Genomic DNA, 13,330 nt, shown 5'->3' with positions numbered 1-13,330 from the left:
CCTCACCTTCACATCACCGCTCCGCCGTTGACGCCCAAGACTTGGCCAGTGATGTACCTTGCTTCTTCCGAACATAAAAAACCCACGGCCGCAGCGATATCCGCCCCGGTGCCGAGGTAACCCAACGGGATGTTGCTGGCGATCTGCTCGTTGGGTGGCAGGTAGCCGGCGGCCTGGCCCTGGTGCTGCATCGGGGTCTCGATGCCCGAGGGCGGAATGTTGTTCACCGTGATGCCGTGCGGCGCGTATTCGCGGGCCAGCGACTTGGTCAAGGTGATGACCCCGCCTTTGGACGCCGCATAGTGAGCGGCGAACGGGGAGCCACGCTGGGCGCTGGACGACGAGATCATCACGATTCTCCCCCAGTTCGCCTCCAGCATGTCCGGCAGCGCGACCTGGCAACAATGAAAGGTGCCGGTGAGATTGACGTCGATGATCCGCGACCAGGATTCGGTGGTGATGTCCAAGAAGGGTGAAAAGTCGAACATGCCGGCGCTGGTTACCAGCACCGTCACCGGGCCAAGTTCGCTGCGCACCTTCGCAAAGGCCTGCTCGACAGCGGACCGATCGGTGACGTCGGCGCCGACCCCGAGCGCTGTCACACCGCTGGCCCGCAGGTCGTCGGTGACACGTTGTGCGGCATGCTCATTGACATCGAGGACCGCGACTTTGAGTCCACGCCGCCCCAATTCATGGCAGGTCGCCTCGCCCATCCCTGAGGCGCCGCCGGTCACCACCGCAACCCTAGTCATCGACTCCACTCCACCATCGACCCCTTTTTCGCTCACTCGTAGACCACTCGCACCGTGGGACTGGTGGGCAGGGCCTGACACGTCAGCACCCATCCCTCGTCGACCTCGTCCGGTTCGAGGGCGTCGTTGTTGATCATCCGGGCAGTACCCTGGGTCAGACGGGCCATACATGTTCCGCACGAACCGATTTCACACGAGGACGGCGCTCGCAGCCCCGCCATCCGGGCTGTCTGCAGCAGTGTATTGCCCGAGTCGTACGATGCCGTGGTGGTAACTCCGTCCAGCACGATGGTGACCTCGTCGGTGACCACTTCAGTCTCAGGCGGCGCCGCCGCGGCAAAGTCGTTGACGTCGAAGTGCTCCACATGCACACGATCGGCCGGTACGCCCGTCGCGGACAGGGCGGTGCGCACGGTCTCCATGAACTCGTTCGGCCCGCAAATGTAGAAGTCGGTGTCGCCCGCGTCCTGGACGAACGCCTCGACCTCAGATGGGGTGACGAAGCCGCTGTTGTCGTCGAGATGGTGGTGCACGACGAAGCGATCAGCGTGTCGCTTATGCAGCGACGCCAGAGCCTCGTCGAAGATCACCGCGTCACGGCTTCGGTTGGCGTAGAACAGCCGTGTGGTGCGCTTGCCGGACATCAGCGCCGTGCGCAGCAGCGAAAACACCGGGGTGATGCCACTTCCGCCGGCGAATGCGACCAGATCTCGATCGGTATCGGTCAACACGAAGCGACCCTGCGGCGGCAACGCGGGCAGTTGGCCGCCCGGGGCGGCCGTGTCGTTGAGCCAGTTCGACACCACGCCGTTGCGGTCACGTTTGACGGTGATCTGCAGATCTTCACCGACAACGGGTGAAGACGACATCGAGTAACACCGTCGATGCTCGCGTCCGTCGACACTGACCAGCAACGTCAGGAATTGCCCGGCTTGGTAGCCGAACTGCTCGGTGCTGCCTCGCGGGACGTCGAGCACGATCGACACGGCGTCGCGAGTTTCGCGGATGACGCGCTTGATCCGTAGTGACACAAAGCCATTCGGCAACGCCGCCGCGACGTCGACAGCTTCGGCTCCGGCGTCGATCGCCGTCGCCAAACCGCCGTTCGCGGTCGTGTGATTTCCACCCATCATCGCCAGAGTATCAACTACTTGCGATTAGTCTCAAGTACTAGATACAGCGCCCGCGGCACTGCACCGCGACGGCGCGCGCCGGCGCCCTCGCGGGAAGCGTCAGCCATCGACGTGGTCGTTGAACAGCTCATGGCCAGTGCCCTTTTCGACCACGCGGCCCAGCAATTCACGCAGGGTCCGCTGCTCTTGGTCGGTCAGCACGCCGAACACTTCCTGGTGTGCGGCGATCGCGTCATTGACAACCGTCTCGGCGACCTTGCGGCCTTCGCCGGTCAGGTAGGCCTGCAAGATGCGTGCGTGCTGGGGATCCTGCTTTCGTTCCACCAGGCCGCGGCGTTCCAGCGCGGTGAGCGCGAGCTGGACGCCCTGCGGGCTGATCAGCAGGCGGCGTGCCAATTCGGCGCCGGACAAGCCGGGTTCGTTGGCCAGTTGGCGCAGTACACCGATCTGAGCGGTGCTTACGCCGTGTTCGCGCATTGCCTCGTTGATGGTGGTCAGCGAGTAGTAGAAGGCCTGCTTGAGCAGCCACAGAAGGTTGTCGGTGAGTTCCATACCCGCCTCCGTTATGCCGCGGGGGTTTTGTAGATCTGTCCGCTTTTCATGACAAACCGGACGTCGAGGGTTGTTGCGATGTCGCCGAAGGGGTCTCCGGGGACAGCGATGATGTCGGCGAGATAGCCGGGTGCCAGCCGGCCTAGCTCGTCGTCCGCCTCAATCAGCTCAGCGGCCACCACGGTGGCCGCGTGGATCGCCTGCGCGGGAGTCATTCCCCGTTCGACCAGCGCGCCCAACTCCTTCGCGTTTTGCCCATGCGGGATGGCCGGCGCATCAGTGCCGCATGCGATTCGCACGCCGGCGTCAATCGCCTTGGGCAGCATCGACTTTGCGCGTGGGAACACCTCGAGCGCCTTCTTGCGAAGTTCCGGGGCGATGCGGTCGATGGCCATGGCGTCGGTCAGATACGTGGTCGAGACCAGGAAGGTGCCGTGGTCCACCATCATCTGGATGGTCTCGTCACTGGCCAGGAAGCCGTGTTCGATGCAGTCGATCCCGGCCCGAATGCACGCCTGTATTGCGCTGTCGCCCACCGCGTGTGCGGCCACCCTGACTCCGGCCCGGTGGGCTTCGTCGGCGATCGCGGCGAATTCGGCGTCGGAGTACTGCTGCGCGCCCGGCGCAGTGCTGTGTGACATCACCCCGCCAGAAGCGGAGACCTTGATCAGCTTGGCGCCGTGCCTGATCTGGTAACGGACGCAAGCGATCACGTCGGGCACCCCATTGGCGATGCCTTCGGCCACCGAAAGCGGCATGACTCCTGGAGCCAACCGCTGGAACACCGTGGGGTCCAAATGCCCGCCGTACGGCGTGACGGCATGGCCGGCGGGGTAGATACGCGGTCCGACGTGCCAGCCGTGATCGATGGCGCGCTGCAGCGCCACGTCGAGCAGATACCCCCCGGTCTTGACCATCAGCCCGAGATTGCGCACTGTGGTGAACCCGGCCTCCAGGGTGGTCCGCGCGTTGACCGCGCCCCGCAAGGTGCGATAGACGGGGTCATCCTGCACGCCGTGCATGGGTGACGGCAGGCCTTCCGGGCCGCCGGGGCCGCCGATGAGCAGGTTGAGTTCCATGTCCATCAGGCCGGGGAGCAGCGTCACATCCCCGAGCTCGACGATGGTGGCCGAATCCGGAAGTGGCTCTTGGGGATTAATTCCGGTGATGCGTTCACCGTCAACCACCACTTCCGCCGGCGTATTGATCTTGCCGGTCACCACGTCGGCCCATCGCGCCGCGCGCAGCAACGTGGTCATGGAACGGGCTCGGACACGCAGTCCAGCGTCGACGCCCCCGAGTCAGGGACCCGGGGCTGTTTCCAGCATTCCACCGGGAAGGACACCATGATCATGGAATAGAGCAGGTGCATCAGATTCTGGACGTCGTCGGGCAAGTCGTCGAGAGAAAATTTGTCGCAGAACGCCAGAGCCTCTTCGGCCCGTGCGGTGATGGCGTCGTAAAAGGCCTTCATCTCCGTCATGGAACTGGCCAGCCTTTTGGCGTAGCGTTCCGGTTCGCTGGGCAGGCACCAGTCGGAAAACCGTTCGAGGTCCGCGAATTCGGGGGGCAGCATTGCCATCGTGTTCACACTCCTGCCGTAGAAGTCCGGCGGTAGTCATCAATCCAGGCCGCCGTCTCCTTGTGTAGGTGACGAATCAGGACCTCCTGGTCGCAGAGCAAGAAGTCATCGATCACCTGGGATTCGAGCATCGTCTGGGTCGCCTCCAGCGTGTTGGCATCCTGCAACCCGTATTCCTTGAACGACACCGCCGCCAGTTCCTGGGCTACCCGCTCGCGCGGGGTGCGCGGCGCCGGGAAGTACAGCGTGCCCTCGAAAAGGTGGCTGTTGTACGACGTCGGCCAGTAGTGGTAGGTCAAATACCAACCCTGGCCCCAGAACAGAATGACGAAGTTGGGGAACAGCTGGAACGAATCCAGCCCCCACGGATCACATTTCGCGGGATTGAGCCCCTCAGGCATTGGACCCAGGTCGGGCTTGTCCCACGGCCCGAACAAGCCGCTCTGGCAGATGTCCTCCATCGGCTTGCGCATCTCGTCGGCCATTTCCCAGGCCCGCACCCCCGACGTGCTGACCAGCCGGTGCGGCCCCTCCAGCCGGTAGTGCGGAGCTTCAAAACCGGCCTCGGCGGCCGCCTTTGAGTACGCGGTGGGCGACTGGTTCGCATGCAGCACCGGAGCGTGATAGAACTCCTGGAACGCATCCATGTAGAGCTTCCAGTTCGCCTTGACTTCCGAGCGGTAGTACCAGCGGGATGTCATCTTGTCGAAGGGGTAGCCCTCCAGCCCAGCGATCATGGGGCCCAAGAACTCTCGTAACGACTGTTCGGGGGTCTTGGCGAAGTTGACGAAAATGAAGCCTTCCCACACGTCGCAGTGCACCGGCACCAGTCCATAGCGACTCTTGTCGAGGTTGAAGAACTCCTCCTCCTGCTGCACAAAGGTGAGGTTGCCGTCCAGGTCGTAGCGCCAGGCATGGTATTTGCAGGTGAACTGCCGGCACACGCCGCGCGTTTCGTCCTGCGGCATGTCGTTCCACACCAGCTTGTTACCCCGGTGGCGGCACACGTTGTGGTAGGCCTTGATGTCACCAGAGGTGGTGCGCACCAGGATGATTGAGGTATTGACGACCTTCAGTTCGCGGGTAAGGTAACTGCCCTTGCGCGGAAGCTGTTCAACGCGACCGACATTGAGCCAGGCCCGTTTGAAGATGGCCTCGCGCTCCAGCTCGTAGATCTCGGGGCTGATGGAGTCCTCGTAGGACACCGGATCGGTGCCCAACTCGGGGTAATGCTCGGTCCAGCTACCCTCCGGTGGTTTAGGGAATCGAGCCATGATCGCTCCTTCAGCAAGTCCAATGTCACCGAAACCATCGGCGCCCGGTCGCTCACCGCAGTAGTATCTGCGCGAAACAACCGCCTGCGCACCGGTTTCACCGATCCCTGAGAGCTCCGTCACGGCCGACGGTATATCCTCGACCCATCAATAGCAAGTAGTTGATATTGGCCTCAGGAGGCTCGGATGAACCACAACCTCGGAGTGCAAACCGCCGGAACCGATCGGGCTGCGTCGCCGGCCGGGGTCGTGCAGGTCATCTCACCACACACCGAGGAACCCATTGCCGCGGTCGACGCGGCGGGACCCGACGACGTCGACAACGCGGTAGCCGCCGCCCGCGCGGCCTTGACCGCAGAACCCTGGGGCCGCACCGAGCCGTCGGAACGGATCGCCACCATCCGGCGCTTGGCCGACATCTACGACCAGCGCCGCGCCGAGATGGCCAACCTGATCAGCACCGAGATCGGTGCACCGATCAGCTTCGCCCAGCGCGCTCAGGTCGGCCTGCCCGCCTTCATGATCCGCGCGTTCTGCGACCTGGCCGAGCGACATCAGTGGCAGGAGACCAGGCCCGGGTTCTTCGGAAGCGACGTGCTGGTCCGCAAGGAAGCCGTCGGTGTCGTCGCGGCGATCGTGCCCTGGAACATGCCCCAGTTCCTCATCGTCACCAAGCTGGTGCCCGCGCTGTTGGCCGGCTGCGCCGTCGTGCTCAAACCCGCACCCGAAAGCCCATTGGACGCACTGCTTTTGGGCGAGATGATCGACGAAGCCGGCCTGCCGCCCGGCGTGGTCAGTGTGCTTCCCGGGGACGCCGCGCTCGGCGCCTATCTCGTCGCCCACCGTGGAGTGGACAAAGTGTCCTTCACCGGTTCCACCACCGCGGGCCGGGCCGTCGCCGCAGCCTGCGCCGCCAACCTCACCAAGGTCAGCCTCGAACTCGGTGGCAAGTCCGCGGCGCTCGTGCTCGACGACGCGGCGCCGGACAAGGTCGCCGCCGGGGTGCGATCGGCCAGCCTGTCCAACAGCGGGCAGATCTGCAACGCCTTGACCCGTGTATTGGTGCCCCAGGCGCGCCACGACGAATACGTCGATGCGCTCGCCGCAGAGATGAGCGGCCTTCGCGTGGGTGACCCCAGCGATGCCAAGACCCAGCTCGGTCCACTGGTCTCCCGTCGCCAGCAGCAGCGCGTGCGCGAGTACATCCAGGTCGGCCAGCAGGAGGGGGCGCGATTGATCGTCGGCGGCGACGGCATGCCCGACGGGCTCGACCGCGGCTGGTATGTCCAACCCACCTTGTTCGCGGCGGCCGATAACGCCATGCGCATCGCACGGGAAGAGATTTTCGGACCCGTCATCACCGTCATCCCCTACCGCGATGAGGAGGAAGCGGTCCAGATCGCCAACGATTCGGACTACGGACTGGCCGGATCGGTGTGGGGCAACGACACCGAACGGGCCCTGGCGCTCGCCTCGCGGATCCACACCGGCACCCTGGGCATCAACCAGGGCTACACAATGGACCCGTTCGCGCCCTTCGGCGGCGTCAAGGCCAGCGGTTACGGCCGAGAACTCGGACCCGAGGGGCTCGACGGCTACCTCGACACGAAATCAATCGCGATCGCGCCGGGGAGCTAATTAGCTAGCGGGTCTCGCTCGCGACGTATACGTCGACATATCCGATCGGGATGCCGGTCCACGTCGCGATGCAATCGCGTGCCGCCAGCTCCACGGTGGCTCGGCTGGCGGCGCGGGTGGCCCTGCCGATCTCGGGAATCCGGATCATCCATCCATCCGCATCACGAGTGATTTCGATATCGAAGCACTGGCCGACCATCGGACACTTCACGCGGGGAGCGACCCGCTGTCGGCGGGCACTGCGCAACGATTGACGGCGCAACAGAGTGGGCTGAACAGACATGGCTGCTTTCCTGAGTCGCGAACGAACCGCGGCAAGAGTAATCCGCATCGGGGCGAAAACCTAATTTGCGATCTCGGGCGGATAACGGTGAACCGTCGATCGCTGCGGATCGCGGCTTTCCGCGCGCCGCAAGACCCGGCTTTCTTGTTCCGCCGGACCATCCGGTGATCGAGCGAACTAACCGCCCACCAGGCGAGTTGCCTTGTGCTCGAACCGGCTTCGTCCGTTGGACGTGGCTCGATACGGCCTCACGAGCACGGCTTCACGAGCCCATCGACGGAGTCGGCGAGCCTGCGAATCAGGTAGCCGACACGGCAAGTGACCGTTATCAGGTGTTTGCCCACGCCGGCGCGGATCGCCTTATGCGTCCGAAACGAGGGGGACTTGGCTACCGCACGGTAAAGTGTGACATGGACCACAATTATCCGCGCAATGTTGCCAGCGTCACACCCTAGGAGATTTCATGGTCGGCGTGAATCGTTCGAGCAAGGCCGTCGTTACTCCTCGTGCTGGCGCCACAGTCCATTCACACCGGTTACTCGTGGCGTTTCTGACTGTCACCGTGTTCATCTGCGCGGTCGTGGGTGTCATCGCGGCGGCGGTGATGGGGCAAACCACCGCCGCGCTCCTCATCGCGCTGGTGGCTGGAGCGTGGTTCTCGGCAGCCGTCTTCTGCTGAGCCGTCCGCTTCGACGAATGGTCGAAGCGGGTTGGAGCTAAGGGGCCTTGCCGGGGTCCGAAGAGCACTGCGGTAGCCGCCGTAGTGCGTCGGGATCGCCCTGGACCCGCAGCCGCCGTTGTCCGTCCTCTTCACTGTCAACCTCAATCGGCAACTCGGGGCCGCCGGCTGGATCGATGAGAAGCTGCAGTTCGTCGGAGTCGACGAACAACACTGCGTCATCGTGGGACAGTCTCCACGGGTGGCCATCGGTGGGCCACCGGCCACCGACGACCCGAATATCGTCGGTATTAGCTGACTGACCTTCGTCCGCATCCGCCTCGACGCAATCGATCCACAATTTCGCGGGCACCGGACGGAAGTACACCGCGAGGCGTTGGCGGTTGAGGTCAAGGTCGACCGGCATCCCGATCGGCGGAAGCGATGTGCCCTCGGGTTGATCGTTGAGCGATTTCTTGACCTGACGGGAACCTATGCCGGTGCCGAACCAGTCGATGGTGAGGACGGTGGTGATGTACTGCGCGATCGCCAAGGTCAACAATCCGCCCGCCCCGGCGACTCCGACGCCGGCAGCCCCCGCTATCCAGGTCACCGGCAGCGCAAGCAGACCGACGACAGCCGCCGCGCCTGCGGCCGTGGCCACTTTCCCGGCAGCTGTCAGGCTGAAGTCCGCGTTCACGTCCGGCTCGGAGTTCTGCGCCGGTCGCACCCCCACGGTTCGTGGTAGTCGATCGAATCGCTCACGAACTCGCTTGACTTCCGCCTCGTATTCCTCGGTGCTGAGGTGGCCGGCGCGCTTCTTCTCGCCGGCCAGACTCAGCGTCCGCTCGAGAAGCTCGATGCTGTCTACGTCCTCTCGGACCAGCTCTTTCGCTTTCGGGTCGCGTGGGATGTCGCCGAGGCCCATGTCATAGGTCACCTTGAAGGTGGCCTTGAAGTCGTAGAGCTTGGTTTCGGCGCTCACGGTGCCGTCGACGACCAACTTGCCGTCCTCGGTTCGCGGCACAATATCGGCGTCGAGAGCGTCGAGACTGCGGTCTTGGCCGCCGATGCTGATGGTCGTCGGAGCCGCCAGCGCGCACGGCGCATCCGGGTCGAAGTCGCTCTCGTCGAGATCGAAACTGTTCATCACGGTGTCACGGACCTGCCGCAAAATGCTCCATCCGGTAGAGGCCAAAGCGGCCCTCTCACGGGGGTTTTCGGCGAGGACCGACGCGGGCAGCTCCTCACCGGCCGGCAAGTCGCGCAATGTCTGCAGCTGCACCACCATGGATTCCTCGGTGGCCTGGATCGCTGACGAGCCGACGTCGAAGCGCTGCACGATGGCGTCGAGTTTCTTGACCGTGCTGTCGTCTTGCGCCTCGCCGTCGACGTCCACCGGCGACGGCAGTAGTGCCTGAATCCCGTTGTCGCCCATAGCTTCCAATTGCGGGCGGACCGCGTCGGCGATTTGGGCGGCGAGCGAGTCGAGCACCCTGGTTCTGGCTTCCTCGTCGGACAGGCCGAGGTGCTGCAGTTTCTCCATGTTCACCATCAGCTCCCCGGCGATGCTGTGGGTTATCCAGTACGCCTCGGCGTAGTCGAGTTCCCAGCTGATCCGCGGATCCTGCCCGGCGAAAACCGTGACCCCGTCGTCCCGGCGCTCGGCATCTGCGCCGAACAGCCACCCGGCGTACTGGTCCGGCGACGGAGTGGCCACCAGCACGGGAGCATCCTGCGATGTGAAGTTCAGTGCGATCGTCTGCTTGCCCGGCTCTATCTGGTGCGGCTCGAGCTGATCGTGAATTGTCAACCGCCCGAAGAGCGGAATCTCGTTGTAGGCGATCTCGCGCGACTCGCCGGCGCGCGGACCATCCGGAATCGTGATAGTGGCCGGGGGCAGGGATACCAGCGGGATGCAGGTAACCGAATCGATGACGATCTTGGAATCGAAAATCACCAAGTCTATTGCGAAGTGCCGCAACGGGTCCCGAGCTTCACCGTCGGCTTCCTCCTGCCACAGCCGCTGCCGGGAGTCGAGAACGAACCAGACGCGATCCAGGGTGAGGTCCAGGGTGGCGGTCGCCGAATAGCCCGGACCGTCGACGGACTGCGTGTACTTGTCACCGCTGAACATCTCGGCCGTCTGATCCTGTACGCGTTCGCGATGAATCTCGATGATCGTGTCGGGGCGATGCATGTGGTACTCCGTCCCTCGGCGGCGCGCATGGCGCCGTCGTCGCGCATGCGATATGTCGGCCCGATCCAGTCGGCTTGAGAAGGCTGTACCCAAAAAGGTGCATTTCGAGTCACTCCCCGGTTCATGGGGAGCAACGGACATCCACTTCTGCTAATCCGGTCGGCTCGGCGGGAATTCGGCGCGCTTCTCGATAGTCTCCCGATAGGCATGTACCCGGCCCGGGATCGTCGCGAGCACCGCGATGGTGCGACCGCCTCGCCCGTAAGCGCCGACGAATTCCCAGCCGTCCGAACTGCCTTCGATGACCTCGACAGCATCGTAATCAATTGGCACGCCCAACATCTGCAGCTTGACGTCGTATTGGTCGGACCAGAAGTACGGCAGTTCGTCGAAGGCTTCGGCGCGCTCGGGCCCGGCCAGCAGTGTGCGCGCCGCGGCCGCGCCCTGGCGTCCGGCGTCATCCCAATGCTCGGTACGCAGGTGCCGGTCATAGAGCGGATGCCACCAACGCGCGACATCACCTGCGGCGACGACAACCCCATCGCCGTCGTTACCCTCGGCGACACCTTTCGCATCGCAGACCACCCCGTCGTCCAGATGCAGGCCCGAGCCCTCCAGCCAGCCGGTGGCGGGAGTAACGCCGAGCCCGACGATGACGACATCGGCTGGAACCTGCGAACCGTCGGTAAGCCGAACTGCTTCCACGTGCCCGTCGCCGACGAATCCGTCGACACCCACGCCGACGCGCAGATCCACACCATGTTCGCGATGCAACTTGGCCCAGCAAGGCGCCAGCTCCGCGCCTAACGCTTGCACCAGCGGTCCGGATGCCTTTTCCACCAGCACCACATCAAGCCCCAGCAACCGGCAGGTCGCCGCTACCTCGCTGCCGATGAACCCGCCCCCGACTACCACGACACGAGGACGCGAACCGAGCCGCTCTCGAATTGCCAAGCAGTCATCGACCGTCCGCAGCAGGAGCACCCCGTCTGGAGCCGGGCCGCCCGGCCATTCGCGCGGTTGCGCGCCACTGGCGATGACAACTCCGTCGAAGCTTAAGGACAGATTCTGGCCCTCGTCGCGGACCTGGACGGTTCGCGCGGACAGGTCCAGCCCGACCGCGGATGCCCCTCTGAGTACCCGCGCATCCATGTCGAACTGCGCCGCCATGTCGATGCCCGCTCGGTGTACCTGGCCGCTGAGCAGCTTCTTCGACAACGGCGGCCGATGGTATGGGGCTTGCCGTTCGGCGCCAACGATCGTCAGGTCGCCGTCGTAGCCGTCCCGTCGCAGCGTCTCCGCCGCCCCCATCCCGGCCACTCCGGCGCCCACGACGACGACCTGGCGTAGCTGACGATTTGCCGGCATCGCGTCAGTCCTCCACCACGATCGCCCCGGTGGGACAGGACACTTCGGCGGCTTTCAACGGTCCGCGTAGCTCCCGCGGCGGTCGATCCTGCAGCAGGTGCAGCCCGTCTTCTCGTACGTCGAAAACCGAGTGGCACAGGCTCATACACACGCCGTTGCCGTCGCAGGTATCAAGATCCACCGAAACCTTCATCGAACTGCGGCCTTTCCTTCTAACTGCGCCCGCTCGCGAGCGGCCTTCGCCGCCGGCGATTTCTTGATGTATTCGACTGCCATCGTGGTGACCGCTTCCGGACCGGGATGATGATGAGGCCGCATATACCTGGCGGGTTGGGTCACCATCAACTGCCAGGGACCGGGCAGCTTGTACTCGCGGGCCGCACGCAGCCAATCTCGCCAGCGCCACTTCTGGTCGATGGTCGGGTCATGAGCCATCAGGTATTTCGCACCAGCGATCCACCAGCCGTAAAACAGCGGCGTGGTCATCAACATCGAGAAGGCCCTGATGAAGTAGTTGCCGCACACATGTTGGTAGACGTCGAACACCAGTGAGCGGTGTTCAACCTCCTCGGCCCCGTGCCAGCGCAGCAGATCCAGCATCATCGGGTCTGTGCCGGCGTAATCCAGACCGCGGTTCTGTAACACCCATTGGCCCAACATCGCGGTGTAATGCTCCAGCGCCGCCACGTCGGCCAGACGTCGATACAACCACCAGCGCTTCAACCCCGGCGTGAACCATTTCGGCGGATCGCCGAGCGACACCGACAGCATTTTCCGGAGTCGCGAGGTGTACGGCTTGGTGTCGATGCCCTGTTCGGCTAAATGGTCGAGCACCACCTGGTGCGCCCAGGCGTGCCAGGACTCTTGCTGGATGAACGGTTTGATCGCCGCCTCCAGCTCCGGGTCATCGACCAGCGACGACGCCTCCAGAACGGCCTTGATGAAGTGCCGCTCCCCTTCGGGCAGCAGCAGATGCAAAACGTTCATCATGTGCGTAGAGAAGGGGTCGTCAGGCACCCAGTGCAGTGGCGTCTCGGACCAGTCGAATCGGACCATCCGGCGATAGCGCGGATGCCCGTCGTGGTGAAGTTGGACCTCGGGCATCGAAAGCTCCTCCCTCGAGCTTGTCGGCCGTTCTTGTTTCGTTTGGATACACGTTGGCTCGCTGCGGAACCGCGCTGCGGGCCCCCATTCCGCCGCGAACAACCGTTCACTCAGCGGCGTACCCAGGCGAGTGGCCAGTTATGCATGTCCGCGGTACCAAGATGCTGAGAGTTCGCTGCCTACTGCGCGGCAGGACGAGCCGGACGGTCGCCACCGCGCAGCCATTGACTCAGGCCGGTGAACCACAAAAACCGATTTGATATCGACTTTTGCGCGCTACTTCTATTCACAAATGTCACATATTTAACATCACGCGATGCAGGGCTTGTCGGTGGATGCGCGCCTCCAGCGATCGCGCGCTCTTCCCCGGCGCGAAGTATTGCGTAACGCCATCGCTATCTCTGCGGTGTTTGCGGCATCGGCGACTGCCGCCGTCGAACCCGCGCCTGAAGTCCGATGGTGCTGTCCCGCCCGGCTTGCCGTATTGATAATTGCTGACGATCATCAGCCCGGCAGCGGTCAGTTGCTCGGCGTAAGACCGGGTGATCGGCTTGGCGCCCATAGACGAGCCGGGACGCGACAGCGATACGTAGTTGATGACCCCGGCGTAGCCGGCAGCTCGAATGTGCTCTGCCGGAATTTGGCGCATGGCGAAGTCGATCAATTTGGGGGTGGCCGCAGCCGTCGTAGGGATGGCAGCCGCCGTAGGGACGGCGGCAGTCGCCGATGCCGCAAACACCGCAGAGATAGCGATGGCGTTACGCAATACTTCGCGCCGGGGAAGAG

Annotated in this window: 13 protein-coding genes and 1 pseudogene; 2 read left to right on the top strand and 12 right to left on the bottom strand. The window is 64.0% G+C overall.

Features of this window, described 5'->3' with window-relative positions:
* Positions 1-8: 8 nt before the first annotated feature.
* The 6 genes from A5625_RS17210 to A5625_RS17185 all read right to left on the bottom strand — a co-directional run bounded on the left by A5625_RS17210 (position 9) and on the right by A5625_RS17185 (position 5,293).
* A complete protein-coding gene (locus A5625_RS17210) occupies positions 9-752 on the bottom strand; it encodes an SDR family NAD(P)-dependent oxidoreductase (RefSeq protein ID WP_066996388.1) in 744 nt (247 codons plus the stop codon).
* 32 nt (positions 753-784) lie between these two features.
* Positions 785-1,798, bottom strand: a complete 1,014-nt coding sequence (locus tag A5625_RS17205) for a 2Fe-2S iron-sulfur cluster-binding protein (RefSeq protein WP_369830021.1) — start codon at positions 1,796-1,798, stop codon at positions 785-787.
* Between the two features lie 186 nt (positions 1,799-1,984).
* Positions 1,985-2,437 (bottom strand): MarR family winged helix-turn-helix transcriptional regulator, encoded by a 453-nt coding sequence (locus A5625_RS17200; RefSeq protein ID WP_066996338.1) that lies wholly within the window; start codon positions 2,435-2,437, stop codon positions 1,985-1,987.
* An 11-nt stretch (positions 2,438-2,448) separates the two neighbouring features.
* Positions 2,449-3,696 (bottom strand): amidohydrolase family protein, encoded by a 1,248-nt coding sequence (locus tag A5625_RS17195; protein ID WP_066996335.1) that lies wholly within the window; start codon positions 3,694-3,696, stop codon positions 2,449-2,451.
* Positions 3,693-4,028, bottom strand: coding sequence for a hypothetical protein (locus A5625_RS17190; protein ID WP_197516140.1), 336 nt, complete (start codon positions 4,026-4,028; stop codon positions 3,693-3,695). Before A5625_RS17190 ends, A5625_RS17195 begins: the two co-directional genes overlap by 4 nt.
* The gene (locus A5625_RS17185; RefSeq protein ID WP_066996379.1) at positions 4,025-5,293 is read right to left on the bottom strand and encodes an aromatic ring-hydroxylating dioxygenase subunit alpha; all 1,269 of its coding nucleotides are present in this window, start codon (positions 5,291-5,293) and stop codon (positions 4,025-4,027) included. The genes A5625_RS17190 and A5625_RS17185 overlap by 4 nt, the downstream gene beginning before the upstream one ends.
* Positions 5,294-5,479: 186 nt before the next feature.
* Between A5625_RS17185 and A5625_RS17180 the strand changes: the two genes are divergently transcribed.
* Complete coding sequence (locus A5625_RS17180) at positions 5,480-6,931, top strand: aldehyde dehydrogenase (protein ID WP_066996332.1); 1,452 nt, start codon at positions 5,480-5,482, stop codon at positions 6,929-6,931.
* Between the two features lie 4 nt (positions 6,932-6,935).
* Here the strand turns inward: A5625_RS17180 and A5625_RS17175 are convergent, their stop codons facing one another.
* Positions 6,936-7,130, bottom strand: a complete 195-nt coding sequence (locus A5625_RS17175) for a long chain fatty acid-CoA synthetase Faa4p (RefSeq protein ID WP_066996329.1) — start codon at positions 7,128-7,130, stop codon at positions 6,936-6,938.
* A 625-nt stretch (positions 7,131-7,755) separates the two neighbouring features.
* On the opposite strand from A5625_RS17175, the gene A5625_RS29670 reads away from it, so the two are divergent.
* Positions 7,756-7,893: a hypothetical protein gene (locus A5625_RS29670; protein WP_197516139.1), complete on the top strand. Its 138-nt coding sequence runs from the start codon at positions 7,756-7,758 to the stop codon at positions 7,891-7,893.
* Positions 7,894-7,930: 37 nt separating this feature from the next.
* Here the strand turns inward: A5625_RS29670 and A5625_RS17165 are convergent, their stop codons facing one another.
* The 5 genes and pseudogenes from A5625_RS17165 to A5625_RS17145 form a co-directional block, all read right to left on the bottom strand.
* Entirely contained in the window at positions 7,931-10,072 is a 2,142-nt protein-coding gene (locus A5625_RS17165; protein WP_066996323.1) for a hypothetical protein, read from the bottom strand.
* Between the two features lie 150 nt (positions 10,073-10,222).
* The gene (locus A5625_RS17160) at positions 10,223-11,440 is read right to left on the bottom strand and encodes an NAD(P)/FAD-dependent oxidoreductase (protein ID WP_066996320.1); all 1,218 of its coding nucleotides are present in this window, start codon (positions 11,438-11,440) and stop codon (positions 10,223-10,225) included.
* A gap of 4 nt (positions 11,441-11,444) precedes the next feature.
* Entirely contained in the window at positions 11,445-11,621 is a 177-nt protein-coding gene (locus A5625_RS17155; protein ID WP_232003736.1) for a ferredoxin, read from the bottom strand.
* A gap of 8 nt (positions 11,622-11,629) precedes the next feature.
* Positions 11,630-12,544 carry a metal-dependent hydrolase gene (locus A5625_RS17150; RefSeq protein WP_066996314.1) on the bottom strand — a complete coding sequence of 305 codons (915 nt, stop codon included), beginning with the start codon at positions 12,542-12,544 and terminating at the stop codon, positions 11,630-11,632.
* A 412-nt stretch (positions 12,545-12,956) separates the two neighbouring features.
* A pseudogene (locus A5625_RS17145) lies at positions 12,957-13,330 on the bottom strand (glycoside hydrolase domain-containing protein); the annotation flags it as partial.

Origin of the sequence: Mycobacterium sp. 1465703.0 (genome assembly GCF_001672975.1) — a bacterium.
Taxonomy (GTDB): Bacteria; Actinomycetota; Actinomycetes; order Mycobacteriales; family Mycobacteriaceae; genus Mycobacterium.
This window is presented reverse-complemented; position numbering and strand designations above follow the sequence as displayed.